Origin of the sequence: Vibrio kanaloae (assembly GCF_024347535.1) — a bacterium.
Taxonomy (GTDB): domain Bacteria; phylum Pseudomonadota; class Gammaproteobacteria; order Enterobacterales; family Vibrionaceae; genus Vibrio; species Vibrio kanaloae.
Map to the genome: position 1 here is coordinate 2,755,383 of NZ_AP025497.1, position 22,789 is coordinate 2,778,171.

Below are 22,789 nucleotides of genomic sequence, written 5' to 3' on the forward strand. Positions count from 1 at the left end.
TGTAATTATAAGAATTCTTGCAGTAGCTGGTCCGTTTCAAATAAAGGTAAGCCGACAACGGCGTAATAACTACCTTCGATTCGGGTAACAAAGCGTCCACCCAAACCTTGGATCCCATAGCTACCGGCTTTATCGCATGGCTCCCCTGTTTCCCAGTATTGTTCTATTTCTTTTTCACTGAGGGGTTTAAACCATACGTCGGTAATAACGATTTTTGTATTTTGTTGTGTAGCCGAGACAACAGAGACAGCCGTCATCACCTGGTGGCGATGATTAGCTAATTGAGTAAGCATTCGCTTAGAATCAGAAAAATCCGCAGGCTTCTCGAGTACCTGCCCTTGACTGACGACTACGGTATCAGAACCTAGAACGACATGCTGCTTTTCAGGATCACTAACACCTAACAAAGACAAAGCAGCTAAAGCCTTATCCAATGATAGCCGCTTAACATATTCTTCGGCGGTTTCTTGAGCGTGTTTACACTCTTCCACATCAGTCACAAGAACAGAAAACTCATAACCAAGTTGAGATAGCAGCTCTTTGCGGCGCGGGGAACCAGATGCTAATACTAAAGACTTCTTTTCCATCGTCACGCTACCTTACATGCCAATGACGACGAACTCGTCTCATTAATAAAAACATCCAAGGCCAAAGTATACAGTTTATCAGTGCACTCCATAACGACAATGGATTGAATACGACATCTTGAATCAAATATTCACCAAAGAATATCAATACTTCAAATAACACCGTTAACGCTGCAATGATCATGGCTTGCTGCCACAATGCCATATTACGAATGACAAGGAAGTTAAGCGCAATTATGTACATAACAATTGCCATCATCATTCCTCTAATCCCTAGCGTAGAACCGATCAAGAGGTCCCACAATAAGCCAAGAATCAAAGCGCTACCCACGTTAACACGATGAGGCATAGCCAAAACCCAGTAACAGGTAACCAGTAATAACCAAGATGGCCTAAAAAGATCTAAGCTACCAGGCCAAGGGATAGTTTGCAGAATAAGTGCTATCAAAAATGAGCAGCCAATTACTATTTTACTTCTTAAAACACTATTGGCCATCTTCACCCTCTAACAATACTTGTTCAATGCTGGATTGCTCTGCTTTCATCTGTTTGTTTTCATCAGGCCATACAAGAAGCAAGTATCTGAGCTTATCAAACTCAACCACTGGCTCTGCTTTAATAACGGCAAACTCGCGTTTCGGGTCGTAGTCAACCGAAGAAACATGAGCCACTGGATACCCTTCAGGATAAACCCCACCCAAACCAGACGTCACTAATAGATCTTCTTGTTGGATATCGGTGCTGGTTGGAATGTGCTCTAGCTGAATCTCATCCATCATGCCATTACCCGAAGCTATCACCCGAATATCGTTTCGAATAACTTGCACAGGAATTGCGTTGTTTGCATCAATAAGCAGTAGAACACGGCTATTGTGAGCAGCAACAAACGTCACTTGGCCGACAATGCCTTTCTCGTTAATCACCGGCTGCCCTTCATACACCCCATCAATCTGACCTTTGTCGATCACGACTTGATGACGGTATGGTGAAGTGTCGACTGCCATCACTTCTGTGACAACTTTCTTCTCATCACGGATAAACGGCGATCCTAACAGTTTACGAAGGCGCTTATTTTCTTCTTGATATTGGTCAAGCAGAATCAGCTCACTCTTCAACCGTAAGACTTCTCGTTTAATATTATGGTTAGATTCGACTAGCACTTTACGGGTACTAAAACGGTCGTATACACCATCGAACATAGTGCGAGGCAAGTTGGCTGCATACTGAATAGGGGCAACCACGCTGTTTAATAGATAGCGAACATTTGAGAAAGCATCTAAACGACTATCAGCCAGCATAAGGCTGGCTGATAAAGTTACAGCAAAAAACAGGCGCAATTGTAGAGAGGGACCTCTACCAAAAATTGGCTTCATTCTATATTTGGTCCTAGAGCTACATTTGATCCTATAGACAAGGTCCTAGGCTCTTCACATAAAACTAGATAAGAAAAGAGCCTAACACTAAATATTATTCTTCGCTGAACAGGTCACCACCGTGCATGTCGATCATCTCTAAGGCTTTACCGCCACCTAGAGCAACACACGTTAATGGCTCTTCTGCAACAACAACAGGGATGCCGGTTTCTTCAGTTAACAAACGGTCTAGATCTTTTAGTAGTGCACCACCACCAGTCAATACCATACCGTTTTCTGAGATATCAGAAGCCAGTTCAGGTGGACACTGTTCAAGTGCAACCATTACTGCAGAAACAATGCCAGATAGAGGCTCTTGAAGTGCTTCAAGAATTTCGTTTGAGTTTAGGCTAAAGCTACGAGGCACACCTTCAGCAAGGTTGCGACCACGAACTTCGATCTCTTCCACTTCATCGCCAGGGTAAGCTGAACCGATTTCGTGTTTGATCTTCTCTGCTGTCGCTTCACCGATCAAACTGCCGTAGTTACGACGAACATAGTTGATGATCGCTTCATCAAAACGGTCACCACCGATACGAACAGAAGATGAGTAAACCACGCCATTAAGTGAGATAACGGCAACTTCAGTGGTACCACCACCGATATCAACCACCATAGAACCCGTTGGTTCAGATACGCGCAGGCCAGCACCAATCGCAGCAGCCATAGGCTCATCGATAAGGTAAACCTCGCGAGCACCAGCACCTAGCGCCGATTCACGGATAGCACGGCGCTCAACTTGCGTTGAACCACAAGGAACACAAACCAAAACACGAGGGCTTGGTTTAAGCACACTGTTGTCGTGCACTTGCTTGATGAAGTGTTGAAGCATTTTTTCCGTTACGTAAAAGTCGGCAATCACACCGTCTTTCATTGGACGGATCGCTGAGATGTTACCAGGCGTACGACCAAGCATTTGCTTAGCTGCGTGACCAACAGCAGCAACACTTTTTGCCGATCCCGTGCGATCTTGACGAATAGCGACAACTGAAGGCTCATCAAGAACAATGCCTTGGCCTTTTACATATATAAGGGTATTGGCGGTACCTAAATCAATCGATAGGTCGTTTGAAAACATGCCACGAAGTTTTTTAAACATATTCTTCGCTCATCCTGCAAGAATTAGAAGACAAAAATTGCACTAAATGTACCAATGCCTTGCTGTCACGGCAAGGCATTGAAGTATAAACATGGACTGAAACCCGCAATTTCTTACAGATTCCTAACTTAAGAGGCAAAAATTATATTATTACTGACCTGTTAAACCACTTTCACCTCGGTAAATCACACGATCGTTACCGCGGTAGATACCAAATGTGATGACGGTGGAGGGATCTTCATCACCTAGCTGGCGCCAGTTGTACTGGAGCCAAGGTTGAGTCCCTTCACTTCCAAAACAAGTAGCTCCACTTGGTGAACTACCCTGCCTTAAAAATAGCCTAACTTGCTCACGACGACTGGTATCTTGTTTAGCAATAAGGTCACTTGATATCCCATTCAATACTGATACTGTATCGTCACTTTCATTATCATCTGTATCGCTAGTTAGTTTGGCATCTGTAGCATCAGGCTCATCCCAAATTTTAGTCACACAGTAATCACTACCGTTAAACTGGCTTCCACTATCATCAGAATTAATTTCAAATTTACTTCCGGACCAATACTGAACTTCTAATGGAACTTGGATATTACGACCTTGATTGCCTCCCACATCTTTTAGAGACATTCGTCCATATCTAAAATCCGGTTGAAAACTAAACTTCGTCCCATTGGTATAGCCTCCATTAGTATTTTCTAAGTCTAGAAATTGTAAATCTACACCATCAACTTTATCACTGACCCACAATCCAAATTGACTATTAGTATGATCGTACGGGCCATCTTCACTAGCTAACCTTAAGAATTCATAATCAAAATTTTCAATTGTTAAACGAGCCGAAGACCAATCATCTTCTCCCCAACTAACACTGTCCGCATCATTTCCTCCTGATAACCAAACCCTTGTATTTAAAACTGCACCATCTTCTTCGTTTATCGCTACGTGCTTAATCGATGCCTTTAACGAACCCGTAAATAGACCATAGTTAGTCACTGGTTCGTTATCTCGATTGCGGGCTTCAACGATAAAATTGAAAGAAATACCCTGTGCCATATAAGCAAAGCTATCGTGGTCGCTAGAATAGTTCCAGCTGTTGCTAATAAGTGTCAAATGTTCAGGGTAAAAGCGCCCTATGTTCTTGTTACCTGCAAATCCACCAAGAATCTTGCCGTAAAAGCTGTTTGAGTTTTCAGTTACTTCAAAGTTAATACTACCAACTTCTGAATACTTTAAGCTTTTGAATTTATAACCATTATCAGAAGAAACAATATCAGAACTAGATTGAGTAAGTTGATTCGTTGGTTCTAAGCTACCCACTACAGCACCACTCATACTAGGTGTATCAAGAGTATGAGTGGCAACAACAGCACCCGAGGACAGTAAATAGTTTTGTGTTACTAAGCTATTACTACACAACCCATTAGCGTCACTCGTGAACCTAATAGGTTTAGCAAACACATCAAACTCTTCCCCTGCTGCCACGAACGCACTACCACCACTACTGTTACCATCAGAATTGCTGTTCGTGCAGATTGCAAATTTCCAAGGACGAGAGTTAACAAAGAAGCTACCTGAAAGTTTATCAATACCACTCTCAGGGCAACCCGATATCTCACTACAGTCAAAGCTGTTGTCAGTCAACGTGACTTTAAATTGACCTGACTCGTGAATCGAAAGTGTATCGGTTGTTTCTCCTTTATCACTTAGCTCAAAATCTGGAGTGTAATCAAATAAGCTTATCGCATCATTTCCGTTCGCAGGTTGAACGATGTCTAAACTAACTTTAGGGGTGCCTACATAATCTTGTGATAAAGAAGAATCCTGCGTATTACAAGACGATACCTTTGCCGTCACTTCGTACCCATCACCAGCCACAACAAACTGCTCATCAACATCGAACTTATAGGGTACAAAGTTAATTTGTGATGCAGCCGTTTCTAAGTCATCATTCCAAGTACCACTGACATCATAACTCTCTAATTTATAAGAAGATAAGTACAAAGTTTTTTGCCCATTCACAAAGTGACTTTGGTAATCCCCCGAAGATGTAGAGCAACGGTTTCCGTTCTCATCTTCACACCACTTCCCAGTAGAATTTGGTGAATGTGATGCAGTGAAGTTATCTTGAACGGTGCTAATCACGTTGCCATCATCATCTACGACTTTAAACTCAACCTCAGCGACCTCACAAGTTAGAACATGCGAATATTTTGGGGTAACGACAAGAGAACCAGTTGAAAGTGGAGGAAGTGGACAGCTATAGTCAGGCTTATTAATAACTAAACCACTCTGCGAAACAACGCTCGCAGCAGTAACTGCACCTTCTACTGTAAGTAAGTTTGGCAGGTTAAGTGTTTTCGCTAAAATAAAGCCTCTAAAGTTTCCTTTCAACTGTACAGTTGCATCTGGAGCATAAATGATTGGGTATGCGTTCTCATTAACAATATCGACGCTATTACTAAATTTAAAACTTGTAACTACATTTATTTTAGAGTTATTTCCAAATATAAAATCACTTCGGTTTGTATCCGAAGCAAAAAAATCATTAAAAGTTACTGAGGATTGTTCAGGGATAATTAATACTAAACCACTACCATTTGATATTTCAAAATCATCAATATATAAACCATCTTTGAGGTGAACCCTTATTTCTGGATACTCATTGCCTAAATCATTTATATATAGTCGTTTCAAGTCTTCATTAATATACACATTAGCATTAGCTCCTACTAACTCAAATGAACACAAGTTTGACGCATCACATCTAGACTTGATGTTTTTATCAATAGGCAGGGTTTCTGTTACAGAACGACTCGGAACATTAGGCAGCAAGTTATGGTCAATCTTTCGTCGATTTAGTTGGCTATCCTCATTCCCTACAGCACAACCTAAATCATCTCCACAGACATCATGGTTGTACATTTGATTTGTACCTCCCTCTAAATCAAATCCGACTAAAAGCAAACTCTCGGGATTAGGATTAGATGGGCTCCAAGATCGATCATTTTCAATTGAAAAAGCGTCAAGATAATCGGGAGACCAGCCATTGAAAGTTGTGACAGCCCCATTATTAATAATCAATGAACTCTCAACCCCAGTCCAACTTTGGATAGGCTCAGGGAACAAGTTACATACGTTAACAGGAATCTCGACCTCGGGAATTTCAAATGCGAAATAGCCTACTGATTCATAAGCACCATGTTTACGAGTACTAAGAGAAGTAGCATCTTCATCAAATGCGAACGTAAATTGCGACTCTCCTCCACTCACATACTGCTTACAATAACGTAGCCAACCACCATCACCACCATTTCGGGTTTGCTTATTAGCAATAACACCAAACTTATTAAAGTTTTGATGTAATGATATTTCGTTATTCAGACATGACCAGCCTATAGATTTACCTGGCTCTATTTCAGTTTTTTGGTTGTATGTACCAGGCGCTTGGAAAAACTCTATTTTTGATGTTTTAGACTCATCTTGCCCTGAAAAAGTAGGGACAGCTAAATAAGCTATTTGCTTAGCTGAAGAAGTTGGCCCCTGTCGACCACGCTCTAAAGCAAGCTTAAATTTTTGGTTAGTTAAACCAGAGATAGCAGTTGTAGCCCAATCTCGGTCCTTGCCCTGAACTTGAGCCATGATCACGGGGTTTGCAATATCACCTCCCTGAAATGAGACCGTTTCCCAATCAGAACTGCCACAGGCATTGCCTTTACATTGAGCCTTAGAAGTTATGATGTTTCCAGCTTCACCATAAACCTTGGAACCATTGTCATCGTAAAATGTTAACCTTCCTGGCTCGGTAACAAAATAATAAATCGGCGACATTCGATCCGTGGAGTTATAACTTTCAGCCGATTCACTCTCAATTGTTGCACCTTTCTTCGAATCCCAAATAGTTGCAACACTAGCCTTTGTTGGTACGCTATTCACGATATCATCAGAGTTGATAGTCGACATTAAGAATACAATAGGATTCTCATATTGCTTTTGGAACAATAGGTTACAACCATGAGTGCAATCCATCCCTTCAATAGACCCAAACTCATAGGATACGTCTTCTAACTCGGGAATCGGGTCGGGTTCTTCTTCTCCATCGGCACACTCAACGACAACAGTATCTCCCGAAACTTGTAAAGTACCATTTCCCCCATCAATCAAAATTAGAGATGACTGTTTTTCTATATACCCCGCACCTGTATCAAGCTTGTAAATTAAGCGTCCATACTTACCATTATTAGATATAGGTTTGTAAACTAGCAGGACTCTTTCTTCAGGGTTCACGCTCTCATCGGTTATCTTGGCAGCACTACTAGCTACACTCGACCATAAGACAACATCTGGTTTATTTGACTCAAGTACTACTGTAACTGTCTTTGGGTTTGGCACAATAAAAGCAACAGAAAAGCCATCCTGTCTTTTGAGGTCATCACATTGTTGAGGTGAAAATTCATCAGCTATCGAAACAAAAGAAGCTCCACATAAGACAATCATGATTACACTTAGCTTCAAAAAATTAACATCATAATGAACATAATTTTTAAGTGTTCTGAAAAGACCAACCAAAAATTTCATACTCACTCCCTCACCCAAACTTCTTGAATACGCTGTACTTGGTTAATACCCGAACCACAGATTGCAGTTGATTCAATCTTGAAAAAACCGACATCATCCAAAACACTAATTTGACTGCAGGTTAATTGGTCTACGGAACAAATAGTCGACATACCACTACTCACTTGATTGGCATTTAAGGTGTTACATACAGTACTCACACTGGTGGAAACCGCAGGCGAAACCGTTAGTGGATAAACTTGAGTAAGTGCCCACTCATTAGCGGAGTGTGCTAATAGCCAAGCTTGTGTGCCAAGCTGTTTACGCGTCAAGGTATCGTGATTTGACCACTGCACTTGCACTAAAGAAGTCGCAAGAAAGCCCATCACCACAATAACAAATATGGCGACAACCAAAACACTACCTTGTTGAGACGATTTTTTATGGCGCATTGAGTACCTGCACATCTTGTTGGTAAACGCTTACTTCACTGTTTTGCTCAAGCACGAGGTCGATGTGAATCACACCACCACGCTGCAAACTTGGTTCTTCGTAGTGGAAGTTACTTTTAGCATAATTGATACTGTCTGCAACGGTAATTCCATTACGTTGAATTAGGCCTTGATTCTGAACAGTATCATTCACTAAACAGTAACTCACCGCATCACTACCATCATAAATATAATGTCGTTGAGCAATAGACTGACTACTTAAGTTAACGGAAGGCGCGGTAAATACATTGGCTGTTGAAACCAAGCCCGACACAGGAATCCGCTTAGTTGAACCAGCCACCAACTCCGAGTACGCGGTTGGGTTAATAATAAGAAAATCATTTACATCGAGTATTGGGGAGTCTTGGCCGATAATAAAATTCAGTTCATCTGTCGCTTCATCAAGGTGATAAAAGCCTGAGTATTTAATAGCGTAAAAAGTAAGACATTTTTGGTCATAAGCCGATGCAGGAGTATAGTCCGAATCAAAACTATTGGGGACCGCGTGGCTGATTTCTCGCGACATCTTTTCAACAACAAACTGTCCTTTAACTTGTACCTTCTGCCGATCAATAGTCTCAACATACCCTTTCATGCCGTATTCAACAAAACCAGCGATAGCCAACCCAATCACACCAACAACCACGATCGTCACAATCATTTCAATTAGGGTAAAACCACGTTGTTTCATTAGTAGTTCCCCTTATAAGCAACCAAACTATAACGGTTGTTACCACCAAAGATCTGTAACTCAACGCGTTTCATTGTGCCAATAGATTCATCATCAATTCCATCCATGTTTTGATCATAAAACACCGAAACCTCAACACGAAAATTGGCATAACTGTCTTTGATATTTTCATCTAGGATATTAGCGAGCGGATACTTAGGTGATGAAACACACGCAGACTCGGTGGTATCTGTGTACCAACAACCGATATAGTCATCAACATCAGTAAAATCTGCAGGCGTTGCCTCTGCTCCATCCACTCCGAGTTTATCTGGAGCTGAACAAGCGGTCGCACCCGCATCGCCACAACGAATCAAACCACCATCAAAATCACTATTGTGATCAAAACCACGAGCCAAAATTTGATTCATCAAACTCTGGCCTAAGGCTACGGAGCGGTTTTGATATTGTGGGTTGGCCGAACTTGCCACTTGAGGCACTAAAAAGCTGGTAATCGTAACCATCGCAACGCCTAACACGATAATTACAACAATGCTTTCAATCAGAGTAAAGCCACGTGAGCGAATCATAGGCACGCCCCTTCACGTACATAACCTTGAGAGTTAATACAAACATTAGCTTGGCTTTGCCCTGCGGTAATCAAAATGCTCACGCCACGACTTGCAGTATCAAGTGGGTTACCGAGCAGATCAAACGTAATGTGTGACACTGACGGTGTAGTACTGAACGAGACTTGATCAGCTACAACTACATCACTTCGGGCATTAGAGTCACTGACACTGCAACCGCTTGAGCTACCAATACAACGAGCATTGATCGTTATGCGGCTCCGCAGGCAAAGTTTTTGAAACTTAGGGCGGCTCGCGTCACTACAGTAACTGTATAAGTTGGGAATATTTGTCTGAATTCGATTTACTTGAACCTGACGAATCACCGAGATAATTTGCTCTTGTGCTGTAAAAGCTGAAAAGCTAGAAGTACCAATGAAGCGGCTCGCGGCAAAAGTGGAAACAATACCGAGGATAATGATAACAATGATCAGCTCTACCAGAGTAAAACCTTTGGATGTGGGGCTGCTATCCATAATGAGCCTCTAACTGCTTAGCGAATACTGATTATACAAGATAACGAAGCTTACGATGTTATGTATATGAATCGTTTTGATATTTATGTGTTGTAGATAGAAAAAAGGCCAGCAGGTGCTGGCCTTTATAAAAAATAACCTAGGTTAAGGTGCTTCTAGGCAAGTACTACCATCTGTAGTTGCGCTTGTGATAACTTTAACTGAAGCTTCTGCTGCCGATGTTGCTTGAGTATATTGCACACACTGAACTGAATAGTTATCAAAACCGTAGTTAATTGTATTCTTAGTAGTATCGCTATCTAACTGAACAAAACCATCGATTGTTGTTGCAGCACCAATACCCGCAGATGTTGCTTCTGGGTACCCATAAACAATCTCAATAGTCTTAGCACCATCGGAAATTGCTTCATCAGGCTTAGACTCTTTACCTTCTATCGCAGCTTTACCAAATACAATGCCAGCAGACCCCTGCATTGCTCCAGCAAGACCTTGCAGAGAAGACTCACGCGCATCATCTTGCAGGTTTAGGAAACGTGGCGCCGCTGTTACAGCAAGAATACCCAGAATAACAATTACAACCACTAGTTCGATTAGGGTGAAACCGCCTTGTCTTTTCATAGTTTAGCTCTCTCTCTATGTTTAATTTTACGCAGACTTACTGCAAAGTTACGGTCACACGACCAGTTTTAATTTCGTAAACAAATTGGTGCTCGGTATTACCTTCTAATTGAATGTAAGTACAGGTTGCATCACCAGAATTCGCTTGCGCTGAATATTTGTAATTTGAATCGTCATCAATTTCATCAACCGTGCCAACTTCTGGCGGGTTCTGCAACAAGTTTCTCATCAATTCCGCACAAGTTTCAGAAGTAATATCTCCAGGTGCGACTGAAGAATCGCTATTCAAAGTCCATGGGTAGCCGTCTCGAAAGTCAGTATCTTCATTGCTACTGTTCTTTGATCTTGTTAACCAAAAATCAACACCATCATAATCTACAGTATTGTATGTTTCAGCACCGATCTTCTCTGAGGGTCTTGCTTCGGCTTCCCATTGCGCTCTTGCTGATAACACTGCGGTTGCAAAACCACCCGCAACGCCCTCAATACTTGATTTTTTAGCCTCATCAGTCACATCTAAGAAGCGAGGTAAAGCAGCCACTGCCAATAAACCAACAACGACAATTACGACAACTAATTCGACAAGGGAGAAACCCTTTTGATTTTTAAGCATTTTCTACCTACTCATCTAATTATTAACGCGCATTATACATTTGCACACGTATAAAACCATAAAAACAGTGTCAATATATTCACAAAGCCAAAATATTGGCTTTAACACTAAACCGTTCTTTTTTAAGCAATATATCTATCTGATACTGTTCACTATAATGATAACGACAATGAAACTGTATGTTATCACTTTTATCTTCAATACTTGGAGAGCTTAGCCCTAAAATGCTCTCTTGGGGATATAATTGACTCAACCAATAACGGCAATCTCGCGACTCGCCTTGAATCGGCATAAGCCATCCCGTCTGACTATAAGCCTTTGATTGTTCGGAGCTGTTTTGTTGCTTATTTCCCTTTAACAAATACTGTTGTTTGTACAAATTTGCTTGCTCTACAATTCGTTTACTCGCCACGATCAATGCAGTATTGGCCGCCTCTTCTTCCACCGCCTCCCACGCAGAGAGCAACCCTACAATCAGAAAAAGAATAACCACACTCCAGACAGCAAAACGTGAGCGCTGTAGGTTATTTATCATTGATTAGCCTTTGATTGCATCCAACATTCCCCACATTGGTAGGAAGATACCCAGAGCTAAAACCAACACCATACCGGCAACGATGACCAACAGAATGGGTTCGATTCGAGCGGTTAATGTTTTTAAGTCATAATCGACTTCTCGATCATAGTAATCGGACACTTCAAGCAACAACTCATCGATACGACCGGTTTCTTCACCCACTGAAATCATTTGTATCACCAAAGGTGTAAAAATCTCACTATTAATCGCAGTAGACGAGACCGTGCTACCCGCCTCTATGGCCGATTTCATGGCTTGAACTCGAAGCTCAAGGAAACGGTTATCTAAGGCTTCAGCCGACAAAGCTAACGATTGGTTTAGTGGTACACCCGCTTTGAGCATCAATGCAAAAGTACGTGAAAATCGCGACAGCAATGCTCGATTAACGACACCGCCGATTACCGGTATTCTTAGGCGCATTTTGTCCCACTTCTCTAGCCCTTTATCTGTCTTAACCCAGGCTTTAAAAGCAAAGATAAGACCAAAGATCAAGCCGAGCATTAGGCCCCAGTAATTGACAAAAAACTCCGACATACCAATTAAGATACGAGTAGGCAGCGGAAGATCGACCCCGAAACGGGCGAACATACTAGAGAACTGTGGAATAACTTTGATGTTAAGAATGAACATTGCGATCAAGATAAAGCTGATCACGAAGGTGGGATAACGCATCGCGGTCTTGATTCGCTTACGAGTCTCTACCTCTTGTTCATAATACCCAGCGAGTTGTAACAGAGCCTGATCTAAACGACCCGTGTTTTCACCAACACCAATCATCGATACAAACAATGGACTGAATACCTTGGGGTGCATCTGCATCGACGCCGCTAATCCACGACCATTGGTGAGCTCAGCGACGACTTCCTCTAGCGCTGCTTTCAACTGTTTATTTTCGCAATTTTGGGTCAAACCTTTCATCGACCTTAATAGTGGTACACCGGCTTTCGTCAGGCTGTATAACTGTCGACAGAACAGAACCAACACCTCAAGAGGGACATTGGGCGAAAACAGGCTAGATACATCCATATCCAATACAGAGCCGCCACTTTTACCTAGCTTGATAGAGGTTGGAATGATCCCTTTGTTCATCAAGCTTTCAGCAGCAAGATCTTCGCTATTCGCGTCTAATTGCCCACTTACTTGGCTGCCATCAGAGCTGCGACCTACATAACGATACGTTGGCATATCATTCTACCTCTACAGATAAATTGGGTCAGTGGCACCGGACGCATCACCCTCGCCAAGATGCATTATCTCATCAAGACTCACCACACCTTGCAGAGCCAGCTCCATAGCTGAAGCCAATAGTGGTTTGTAATTTTTGGACTGTCTTGCAGTTTGAGCAAAACCAACCGCATCATTGGCTCTAAGGGCATCCATCATATTCTGTTCTAGCTCTAACATTTCAAAGACACCAATACGCCCACGGTACCCCGTTAGGTTACAGTTTTGACAGCCACGCCCTTTCATAAATGGCACACCCACTTGATTCGGAAAGCGTACGCTTAGCCATTGCTTGCGAGGTTCATCTAATTCATCCTCAACCTGACAATCGGTGCACACTTTACGAACCAATCGCTGAGCGACCACGGCTCGAACCGCACTCGCCACTAGGTAACCCGGCGCTCCCATATCCATCATGCGCAGCGCACTGTCTACGGCATCATTAGTATGCAGCGTACTTAAGACTAAGTGACCTGTTAATGCGGCCCTTAAACCAATCTCAACGGTTTCATGGTCACGCATCTCACCAATAAGAATGATGTCTGGGTCCTGACGCAAAAAAGTTCTCAAAACAGTTGAGAAATCGAGGTTAATTTTAGGGTTTACCTGAACTTGGTTTACACGAGGAAGACGATACTCTACCGGATCTTCTGCGGTAATGATCTTTTTACCTGGTTCATTCAATTCACTTAACGCACCGTATAAGGTCGTCGTTTTACCTGAGCCAGTTGGCCCGGTCACTAAAATCATGCCATGAGGACGACGTAGTTGATGACGAAGGCGAACCAGTAGATCACTTGGTATGCCTGATGCTTCTAATTTACGCAAACCTGCAGATTGATTAAGCAGACGCATCACCACCGATTCACCATGTTGAACTGGCATAGTCGACATACGAATATCGACAGATTGACCTTTCGCGCGAATATTAAAGCGGCCGTCTTGAGGAAGACGTTTCTCTGAGATATCGAGGTTTGCCATCAGTTTTAGACGCAGTACCAGTGCAGAACCGATATTGACTTCGTTTAATAAAGTTTCATGCAATACACCGTCGATACGTTGACGAAGACGTAGGACGTTAGAATCGGGTTCGATATGGATATCTGACGCGCCCACTTGGATTGCATCTTCAAATAACGAATTAATTAACTTAACGACGGTGACTTCGTCGCTGTCCTCTTCGGCTATATCAAAATCGAAGGCATCATGGACTTGGTGTTCAGCATCAAGCTGCTCGGCGAAAGACGCGATCTCTTTGGTTCTTCGATAATAACGGTCAAAACCATCAACAAGCTGCCTTTCAGGAGCGACAACAAACTCTAAAGCGTAATCACCTAACTGGCCAAGCAGTGACTCTTGTGCAAATAGATCCGCAGGATCACTCATTGCAATACGTAACGTATCGCCTTGGCGCCCAATAACTAATGCTCGAAGGCGGCGAGCATGCACTTCGGGTAAAAGCTGAACCGCTTCTACATCTATATTTGCACGGCTAAGATCAATAAGAGGAATGGCAAGCTGTTGCGACAAAAAGCTCAGCATCTGTTGCTCAGACAAAAAACCAAGTTCAATAAGTGTATCGCCAAGCTTGCGACCAGTACTTTTCTGAGCGACAAGGGCTTGTGCAACTTGATCTTCGGTAATAATGCCTTCTTCTACGAGCAAATCACCAAGCCTTTTTCTTAATCTAATTTGCATCGTCGTTCTCCTCTAAGGCATCGATTATTTTTAATCTGTCGCGGACAAAGTTTTGCGATTGAGATGAGATTCCGACTCTGGTTAAGGCACCTTGATATGATTGTTTTGCAGCGGTCAAATCTAGTTGACGCTCTTGCTGGATGGCTAAACCTAGCCACCAGCGAGCATTATCCGAATTAATCTCAACCAACTTTTGATAACTCTCTAATGCAATCTCTTCTTGTTGAGATTTTTGACTCAATGCCGCACGCATTGCTAAATAATCTTGGGTAGGGTTCGGCGGCAGATGGACTAATGGGCTCAATGCGGCTTCAGCTTGATTCGCTTTAACTAACAATTTAGATAAACCTAAGCGTAATTTCTCGCTGTTAGTATTAAGCTTAATACCCGACTGGAAAAGTTCGTAGGCTTTACGAGTATCGCCTTTACCAAAATAGAGAATAGCGAGTTTCTGGCGAACGTCCTCATTTTGAGGAGTATAACGCAGCGCCTCGGCATAACCTTTCAAGGCACCAGTAAGATCGTTTGCATCAAGGGCTTTTTGAGCGCGCCCTTGTGCATTGTGTGATAATTGTTCATGCGTCAGGTTCACTTGTTCAATCAGCATGCCACTATTTTCGGATCCATCAGAACCTTCGTGCTCACTAGGGATAGACGTCGAGTTGTTTTTTGTCACACTCGCAACATACACCGGCTTGGGAATTGCTGGATTATTTGCTTTTGACGCATTCAAAGGTTTAAGTGCCGTTTGTCGCTGTGTTGCTTGATGAGTATCTGCCACATCAAATGAAACAGCCTTAGCTTGAACACTATTTACCGTCGCTGCCTTTTCTACAGAATGGTTAACTAATTCTAGCGTCACCAACTTTTTGGTGGGAGGTAATATCGCTTGAGTAGCCACATTCTGTACGTCTACCGAGCTATCAGAAAGCGCCACTTGGATTTGTGAATCTCGAGTCGATATTGACCTGTCGACGCTAGGGCCTTGCGAGATAGCCCAACCGCCCATCGCTAAACTGAGAGTAAAACCCGCGGCTATCCACACCAAAGGGGAGCGCGAGCGGACTTTAGGTACCACGGCCGCTTCAATCGAAGTTGTTGATTTCTTCTTTGCCAATTCAGACAAGGCGTTGTTAATGACGCTCATAATTAATTCCAACCCCACAGTATTGGCGTTTTAAATTTAGGCTTACACACATCGTACGTTTCATGCATAGCTGAAAACAGATGTTGGTTGTCGATACTTTTCTTATCTTCGCTGAACGAAAGCAATAGAGCCTTGTGACAAAGTTGGTTTATCAATCTAGGAATACCTAACGATGAGCGACAAATCGCCTTTTTTTGATTCAAACTGAATAGCCCAGGGTTACCGCCAGACTTAACGATCCGATTATCAATATACGCAACGGTTTCATCGAGCGTAAGCGCTCTCAATGTCGAACTGAACGTGATTCTCTGGCGAAATTGCCTGAGGTGATAAGCCTCTAACCGAATATCCAGCTCTGGCTGCCCTAGTAGAACAATCTGTAGCAGTTTTTTGTCTTCAGTTTCAAGATTGCCGAACAACCTTAATGTTTCGAGAGCTTCATCCGATAGCGCTTGAGCCTCATCGAGAATCGCGACCACTCTTAACCCGGCGTTGTGCAACTCAATCAACTTATGTTGAATGTTATCGACTAAAGTGGCCTCATTATCGATGGTCAAACCAAGCTCTTTAGCAACAGCTTGACGTAAGTCTCCACCAGAGAGTACCGGATTTGGCAGGTAAATTAAGGCGGTACAGTCGTGTAAGTGATTGACTAACATCCGGCAAACCATGGTTTTACCAGTACCCACTTCGCCCGTCACCTTAATCACGCCCTCCCCCATTTCTAACGCCGAGATTACCGTTTGAATGGCCTCGAAATGAGGCGCTAAACCATAAAAAAAATCGGTATTCGGCGTTAGTGTAAATGGCAGTTGTTCAAAACCAAAGTGAGCTTGATACATTCGACGCTCCAGCTTAGTGAGACACTGCCACTCTATATTGAGAAAGTAAGCAATTACTCTTCATCAGGGAACCACTGCTGTAAAAGATCTCGAGAACGCTCTAACTCTGTTTGCCAAGTATTCACACCTACGATCGTTGGTTTAAGCAAAATCACGAGCTCCGTTTTTTGCGTCAACTGGTTGGTATTTCGGAACAAATGGCCTAATGCAGGAATATCACCGAGGAATGGAACTTTAGACGTCACATCACTGGTGTTGGATTTCATCAACCCACCAATAACAACCACGTCGCCGTCTCGCGCTCGAATCACGGAATCTGATTCACGAATAGAGCTTTTCGCCAGCGGAAGTTGAACCACGCCCGTTGTTGAACCTAGGTTGAGCTCTTTCACTTCTTCCTCTACCTCAATAACGGCTGGGTGAACATGTAAAAAGACACTGCCTTTATCGTCTATCTGAGGGGTCACATCTAAAGAGATGCCAGAGAAGAACGGCGTTAACTCAACTTCGGGAGCAACATTAGCATTATCACCACTGCCTACCGCGCTTGATAAATCCGTCACGTAGTATTCGTCTGTACCCACCTTGATCACCGCTTTCTGATTGTTTGCAGCCGTGACTCGTGGGCTCGATAGCACGTTCAAGTCACCCTGTGTATCCATAAAGCTCAATACCGCTTCGAAGCTACCGTCTGATATCGTTACGTTGGTTTGTCCACCTAACAAAGAGCTGATGGCATCCAATGGAGGTAATGTTCCTCCTGGTCGGTCTATAACCACACCACCACTACCAATCGACTTAGATAAATTCGACCAGCTAATACCTTGTTGATAACCATCACTCAGGGTGACTTCCATGATTTTAGCTTCCAAGATAACTTGGCGTTGCAGACGTTTCTGAGAAATACCTAGGAACTCACGAACCTCACGAATCTCGTCAGGGTAAGCGCGTACCGTAATCACACTCGCTTGCGGGGTCACGACAACGCTTTGCCCATTACCCGAACCAATCAAATGAGCAACCGCCGCTTCAAGTTGCGGCCAAAAATCACTTTCAGAGGTCGTTTCAATCTCTGTACCACCGTTCGATGTCGAGTTTGATGTGTTAGAAGAGTTTGATGAATTCGACGAGTTAGAGTCGGAGCTTGAAGAGTTCGACGAGCTGTTGTCCGAGTTGGAGATCGTGCCGGTAGTGATGGTCGTCAATGATCGACCAGAACGCTTCACTTGTAAGTAATCAACAGGAATAGTCACAGTGCGAAGGCCGGCAGGGTATACCTGAATCACCTTGCCACGCTTTTCAATATCGTAACCATACATATCCTGAGCAACAGACAGTACTTCATCTAACGTCACATCTGTCAGGTTTAAAGTGAGACTCCCGGTAACGCTTGGGTGAATAGCCGCGCTGTATTCGGTGCCTTTGACTAAGCTAGCAAAAAAGGTTCTCGCCTCAACCCCTTTCGCCTGAATACGGAAACGTTTAGCCGTTTCCATTCCCGGTGACATAGCATCAGAGTTAAGCTGAGGCATCAGGTCATCTTGTACCGACGAAGGAAGATCATGAAGCGCTTTACTATTCGCTGCATTGATCGATTCGTTCAAAGATTCTTTTATCTCAACAGGATCACGGTGCCCCATCGAACAACCAACTAAAGAGGACACTAAGATTGCTACTACAAGTTTACGCATGTCTTCACTCAAACCTTAATTATTCTTAATATCTAAAGAGAACATCTCTAATTTCCACTGCTTAGAGCTTCTCTGCAGAGTGACGTATTCTGGATCTATATTCTTAACTCGATACCCTGTGATCGTTTCCCCTTGGCCGAGAATCTGACCATTCAGAACCGCATAGCAAGGCGTATCCCCTTTGCAAACAATACTTTCCAATGATGGCAAGCGGTAATGAGTTGGCGCCTTTTTAGTTGGCGTTGTTTTTTGCTGTGGCGTTAGCCAACCTAATGGCGCTGTAGGATCCTGTTCGGCCCAAGCCATTGGGCTACTAAAAAGTAAGGACAACAATAACGTTCTAACCACCGATAAACTCCTGCCTTGTGCCTAGCGTGTAAACCTCAAACACCAGTCGAGCTTTAGGGTATTCTTCGACCGAATACTGAAATGTGCGCCAGTAATAGCTCACAGGGAGAGACTCAAGCGATTGAAGGTAAGCTGAAATATCAAAATAGCTGCCCGTCAGTTCCATTCTCACAGGATGAAGAAAGTAACCAGAGTATTCACTGGTTTCTTGATTGTTTGAAATTGCTTCTGGTTTTAACGATTCTAAAGATTCTAGCTTAAGCCCATTGCCTGCATTGAGAACACTTTCCAGCAACTGCGACATTTGAGAGGGAGAGATCAGTCCATCCACTACCTCTGCTAACTCAAGTGAAAGCTGTTCACTCTCCGCCTGCAGCTTTTCTAACTCAAGATTAATGTCTTTGTCGGGATCTCTATTGAGTTTCGCTTGTAGCACAAGCAACTCACCTTGCTGTCTTTGATTCGACTGGCTAAGGCTCATTAATTGATTCTCTTTAGCTTGCAACTCGTTATAAGCTGGCTCAACCACTAAGCTAAATAGCAACATGAATAAGCCAACAAAACCACACACAAAAAGTAGCCATTTCTCTCTCTGACTTAATGCAAGAAACTTATTGCTAAGCTGATTCCACTGTTGCACTATTTACTCTCCCTGCGAGTATTTAATTCAAACGTAACAACATCTTGGTCATTGCGGCCTATCTTTAACTTTTCAAAAGCACGCCCAACAAGATTCAGTTCACTTTTAAACTGACCAATCCAGTTAGGAACAACCTTTGCGTTACGAGCAAAACCACTAAGATCTAAAGTATTGTGAGTCATGTAGATCTGCGAAAGCGAGATGTCATCTCGGCCCAATTTGGCTAAGGCATTCATGACGCCAGAATACCCGACTTGTTGTGATTGGTCGTATTGCCCAACCGCCTTCAACGCTTCTTTCTTTGCCTGAGTCTCACGTTTGAGACGCGCGACGGCCGCCACTTTCTCAGGAGACGGTTTATGCTGAATCAACTTACTATTCAATTGCTTAACTTGTTGGTTAAGTTGCTTCGATTGATGCTGTAAAACCGTAAGCTCTTTATCTAAATTTGACGTTTTATATTGCATCACAAAATAACCACCAAGCAGCAATACAAAAACAAGTCCCCAACTCGCAACAACATTCGTCAGCGTAAAGTATTCTTTCTTAGGCTTGAGGTGTTCAGGGTAAAGATTGACATTAAAGGCCTCTTTTTCAGCCGCGAGTTTAACCAGTAAGCTTTCTGAATTTTCGCGTTCTTCTTCAACTAATAAAGAAACCGTCGAACTTAGTGTATTGTTTAACGCGTCTCGTAGTTCCGCTTCATCCTCTTCATCACAGCAAATTTTTAGCTGATGAAGTTGGGTACCTTTAATTTGAGAAGAAAGGTAATCAATCGAGCGTTGAAGCTCTAAAGCAAGCCCATCTAACTGCAGGGCACTTGATGCCACACCGGTTAAAGGTGGGACTACACTACGGATTGTTCTTTGGAAACAAACGGTATTTTCAACAAATGCGCCCAGCTTAAAATGCGTGTTAGCACTACGCTGCAAAAGAAGAAAATTAGAAAGTTCACCGGCACTGTCACCCCAGATTTCATCTTCAGGAACAACACCTTTCAGCTCAACTTGTGCTGAAAGAGTAATCTTCACTAGCTTGTCTAACAGTTTTTTGGGCAAAACATAGACTTGTAACTTGTTCGACGTGGGCAGCGCAACCGCACTCGCCGTAATCTCTGTCACTCTTTCAGAGACAAGATCTTTCAGTAAAAAAGGCAGTGCAACCGACCATTCGCTCTCTGGAATATCCGGTTTATCAATCTGATAAGTTTGATAATAATTAGCACAAACAATTAATTGGACGCTATTACTATCAAAGACTTTACTGCTAAGCGATTCTTTCAGCGCACTTTCCCAATCTCCATTCACCAGAGGGATGCTAGTTACTTGCGGTGCTTGCCCTGTCACTGAAACATAAACAGCATCATTACCTAACATGACAACTTGAGAGCTGCCTTTGTTATTCGTTGGCTTAATCTTGTCTAAAATCGCTTTAAAATTCATGCTTAGCTATTACTCTTGCGCCATCGGTTTCTTCGACCAACTTTCACAACAGATTCAGTTTTCACTGCCTTTGCTTTTTGATCAGGTAAAGGGATAATTTGTTGTTCTTCGTCGAAATATCGCCCTTGATAGCCGTTTATGCCTAACTCTATCAAGGTATTCTTTTCTTGTTTTGTTTCGACTCCCACCGCAATCACTTGAGTTGGTGAGTCACCACATGCCCCAATTAAACTGCGGACAAACAATTGATTCTCATGCCGTTGATCTATTTTCTTAATCAAACTTCGATGAAGCTTAATATAATTAACCTTTAAATCTTTGATGTAGTGAGTGCTAACGATGGTTCGCCCAGCTTGACCAGCAATAACTTTACACCCTAACCCCCTCAACATCTTTGCTACTGGTCTCATATAATCAAGATGAGCAATGAGATGCCCTTCTGAAAACTCAAAAGCAAGCTGAGCCCGATGCTGAGTGGAAAGCTGTAATAGTTCGCTCCTGAACCACTTAAAATGCTGTTTGTTAGCAAAGGGAGGGACACTCAAGTTAACCGAATAATTGATAGGTTGGGTTGATTCTTTCAACGAGGTCAACACAACCTTCAGAACCGATTGATCCATTAGAGCTTGATAACCCACTTGCTCAACCGCAGGCATAAATCGAGAGGATTTCAATAAGCCTTTATCTGGGTCCTGAATTCTAGTAAATATTTCTCTATGCAATTCATTAGCTTGACCACGTTCTGACATAAGATAACATCGCTGAACAAAGATTACTAAATTTTCAGGAAGCAGAGCTTTATCAAGTAATGTTCTCCAACGAACACTGCCTCTATCAAGTTCATTTTTATTTAACTTAGGGTAGCGACTCCAGTTGTTAATACGCTCCAACTGGGCACTTTTTAGTGCTGTTTCCGTTTCATCCATAACCTGACTATGTCGCTCACCTTCTACGTACATGGTTACACCAATATGACACCAATTATCAGGCTCAAGAGGCTCGGGGGGAGTTAGCTTGCTTAACTGCCTCAAACATTGAGCTGCGAGTGTAGCGATGTCTTTTGTTCCTTGATGAGGGATAAACACAGCGAAGTCCGCTTCATAATAGCGAGAAAAAATGACATCAGGATAGCGTTGAACAATATTAGACAGTACCTGGCCAACCTCAATAATAAAGCCGTCAGTCACTTGCTTGTCATTAACATCACATACCTGTTCCCATTCGTCGATACGAATCAATAAAACCCCTCCTCGAGCACCGCTTTCATGCAGTGCTGATTCCAGCTTATTGTCAAATAAGACTCGGTTTGCCGTTCCTGTGAGTTTATCTAAAAAGGTATGCGTACGAATAAAGGTATCAAAACGGCTTCTTTCTTGACGAGCATCTTGCAACTCTTCTATCAATACATCTAAAGCTTCACTTGCCGTATAAGGCCATTCACGTTCATCTCCTTTTGCATGAGCTTCAACCTGCCCTGCGAGGATCATTCTTCCTCGCTCTTCCAACATTTCAGAACCCATTAACTGCTCTTTCAACCATCGAACACCACGAGCCAAGCAGAAAATAATCAAAACAACCGCTAAAGTAATCGACCACATCGCCTCCATTGAGTAGCTATAACCGATGTAAGGAGGCAGGGATTTAAATTCGATTCGATAGCCTTCATTCCTTTCTAAAACAAAGGTTTTCTCATACAGGCGATTAGGATCAATTTGTGGGGAGGTATCTTTGAAACGATAGACGATGCCGCTCTTATTCGAGAGTTTCATCTCAACAATATTACTGGCTTGCAACATCTTAGGCATCCAACGTTGCATCGAATACGCGGCGTCTGGTTCTTCCATCTCTCGATCGACAACGTCGACAATACCCACCAAATAATGGTCTAGATAGTCCTGCCCAAGACGCTTAAACGAAAGGGTGCCACCTATAAAAAGAATGAACATCGCACTGATTACTATCACTGTGACAAATGCGACCAGTCGGGTGCTCAATTTTAGTGTGGGGGTATATCTCATGAATAACGAAATC

21 protein-coding genes are annotated in these 22,789 nt (G+C 42.8%); all 21 read right to left on the reverse strand.

The annotated features are described in order from the left end of the window. Positions 1–5 precede the first annotated feature (5 nt). Positions 6–587 carry a Maf family protein gene (locus OCV24_RS12385; RefSeq protein WP_017055950.1) on the reverse strand — a complete coding sequence of 194 codons (582 nt, stop codon included), beginning with the start codon at positions 585–587 and terminating at the stop codon, positions 6–8. A 7-nt stretch (positions 588–594) separates the two neighbouring features. Continuing rightward, on the reverse strand, positions 595–1,083 hold the full coding sequence (gene mreD, locus OCV24_RS12390) for a rod shape-determining protein MreD (RefSeq protein WP_060467090.1): 489 nt from the start codon (positions 1,081–1,083) through the stop codon (positions 595–597). After that, complete coding sequence (gene mreC / locus OCV24_RS12395) at positions 1,073–1,960, reverse strand: rod shape-determining protein MreC (RefSeq protein WP_017055948.1); 888 nt, start codon at positions 1,958–1,960, stop codon at positions 1,073–1,075. Before mreC ends, mreD begins: the two co-directional genes overlap by 11 nt. Before the next feature lie 94 nt (positions 1,961–2,054). Next, positions 2,055–3,098 carry a rod shape-determining protein gene (locus OCV24_RS12400; protein ID WP_017055947.1) on the reverse strand — a complete coding sequence of 348 codons (1,044 nt, stop codon included), beginning with the start codon at positions 3,096–3,098 and terminating at the stop codon, positions 2,055–2,057. Between the two features lie 150 nt (positions 3,099–3,248). Further along, positions 3,249–7,673, reverse strand: a complete 4,425-nt coding sequence (locus tag OCV24_RS12405) for a DUF6701 domain-containing protein (protein WP_150878688.1) — start codon at positions 7,671–7,673, stop codon at positions 3,249–3,251. A 2-nt stretch (positions 7,674–7,675) separates the two neighbouring features. Continuing rightward, a complete protein-coding gene (locus OCV24_RS12410; protein ID WP_136998468.1) occupies positions 7,676–8,104 on the reverse strand; it encodes an MSHA biogenesis protein MshP in 429 nt (142 codons plus the stop codon). Continuing rightward, positions 8,094–8,834: a prepilin-type N-terminal cleavage/methylation domain-containing protein gene (locus OCV24_RS12415; protein ID WP_046224499.1), complete on the reverse strand. Its 741-nt coding sequence runs from the start codon at positions 8,832–8,834 to the stop codon at positions 8,094–8,096. The genes OCV24_RS12410 and OCV24_RS12415 overlap by 11 nt, the downstream gene beginning before the upstream one ends. Continuing rightward, positions 8,834–9,403: a type IV pilus modification PilV family protein gene (locus tag OCV24_RS12420; RefSeq protein ID WP_102507117.1), complete on the reverse strand. Its 570-nt coding sequence runs from the start codon at positions 9,401–9,403 to the stop codon at positions 8,834–8,836. The genes OCV24_RS12415 and OCV24_RS12420 overlap by 1 nt, the downstream gene beginning before the upstream one ends. Continuing rightward, positions 9,400–9,918, reverse strand: coding sequence for a prepilin-type N-terminal cleavage/methylation domain-containing protein (locus OCV24_RS12425; RefSeq protein WP_150878690.1), 519 nt, complete (start codon positions 9,916–9,918; stop codon positions 9,400–9,402). Before OCV24_RS12425 ends, OCV24_RS12420 begins: the two co-directional genes overlap by 4 nt. A 144-nt stretch (positions 9,919–10,062) precedes the next feature. Continuing rightward, positions 10,063–10,536 carry a type II secretion system protein gene (locus OCV24_RS12430; RefSeq protein ID WP_150878692.1) on the reverse strand — a complete coding sequence of 158 codons (474 nt, stop codon included), beginning with the start codon at positions 10,534–10,536 and terminating at the stop codon, positions 10,063–10,065. A 37-nt stretch (positions 10,537–10,573) separates the two neighbouring features. Beyond that, positions 10,574–11,149, reverse strand: a complete 576-nt coding sequence (locus OCV24_RS12435; RefSeq protein ID WP_150878694.1) for a prepilin-type N-terminal cleavage/methylation domain-containing protein — start codon at positions 11,147–11,149, stop codon at positions 10,574–10,576. 79 nt (positions 11,150–11,228) lie between these two features. Further along, positions 11,229–11,684, reverse strand: a complete 456-nt coding sequence (locus tag OCV24_RS12440; protein ID WP_150878696.1) for an MSHA biogenesis protein MshF — start codon at positions 11,682–11,684, stop codon at positions 11,229–11,231. 3 nt (positions 11,685–11,687) lie between these two features. Then, positions 11,688–12,911, reverse strand: coding sequence for a type II secretion system F family protein (locus OCV24_RS12445; protein WP_150878698.1), 1,224 nt, complete (start codon positions 12,909–12,911; stop codon positions 11,688–11,690). 12 nt (positions 12,912–12,923) lie between these two features. After that, positions 12,924–14,648: a GspE/PulE family protein gene (locus tag OCV24_RS12450; RefSeq protein ID WP_017055937.1), complete on the reverse strand. Its 1,725-nt coding sequence runs from the start codon at positions 14,646–14,648 to the stop codon at positions 12,924–12,926. Beyond that, positions 14,638–15,795 (reverse strand): tetratricopeptide repeat protein, encoded by a 1,158-nt coding sequence (locus OCV24_RS12455; RefSeq protein WP_150878700.1) that lies wholly within the window; start codon positions 15,793–15,795, stop codon positions 14,638–14,640. Before OCV24_RS12455 ends, OCV24_RS12450 begins: the two co-directional genes overlap by 11 nt. Positions 15,796–15,797: 2 nt before the next feature. Further along, complete coding sequence (locus OCV24_RS12460) at positions 15,798–16,637, reverse strand: ExeA family protein (RefSeq protein WP_102507125.1); 840 nt, start codon at positions 16,635–16,637, stop codon at positions 15,798–15,800. Between the two features lie 53 nt (positions 16,638–16,690). Beyond that, positions 16,691–18,328: a pilus (MSHA type) biogenesis protein MshL gene (mshL, locus tag OCV24_RS12465; RefSeq protein ID WP_046224491.1), complete on the reverse strand. Its 1,638-nt coding sequence runs from the start codon at positions 18,326–18,328 to the stop codon at positions 16,691–16,693. Between the two features lie 15 nt (positions 18,329–18,343). After that, a complete protein-coding gene (locus tag OCV24_RS12470; protein WP_017055933.1) occupies positions 18,344–18,676 on the reverse strand; it encodes a hypothetical protein in 333 nt (110 codons plus the stop codon). Further along, positions 18,669–19,316: a type 4a pilus biogenesis protein PilO gene (gene pilO, locus OCV24_RS12475; protein ID WP_150878702.1), complete on the reverse strand. Its 648-nt coding sequence runs from the start codon at positions 19,314–19,316 to the stop codon at positions 18,669–18,671. Before pilO ends, OCV24_RS12470 begins: the two co-directional genes overlap by 8 nt. Further along, on the reverse strand, positions 19,316–20,758 hold the full coding sequence (locus OCV24_RS12480; protein ID WP_150878704.1) for an MSHA biogenesis protein MshI: 1,443 nt from the start codon (positions 20,756–20,758) through the stop codon (positions 19,316–19,318). Before OCV24_RS12480 ends, pilO begins: the two co-directional genes overlap by 1 nt. Before the next feature lie 2 nt (positions 20,759–20,760). Continuing rightward, entirely contained in the window at positions 20,761–22,776 is a 2,016-nt protein-coding gene (gene csrD, locus OCV24_RS12485) for an RNase E specificity factor CsrD (protein WP_046224489.1), read from the reverse strand. Between the last annotated feature and the right edge of the window lie 13 nt (positions 22,777–22,789).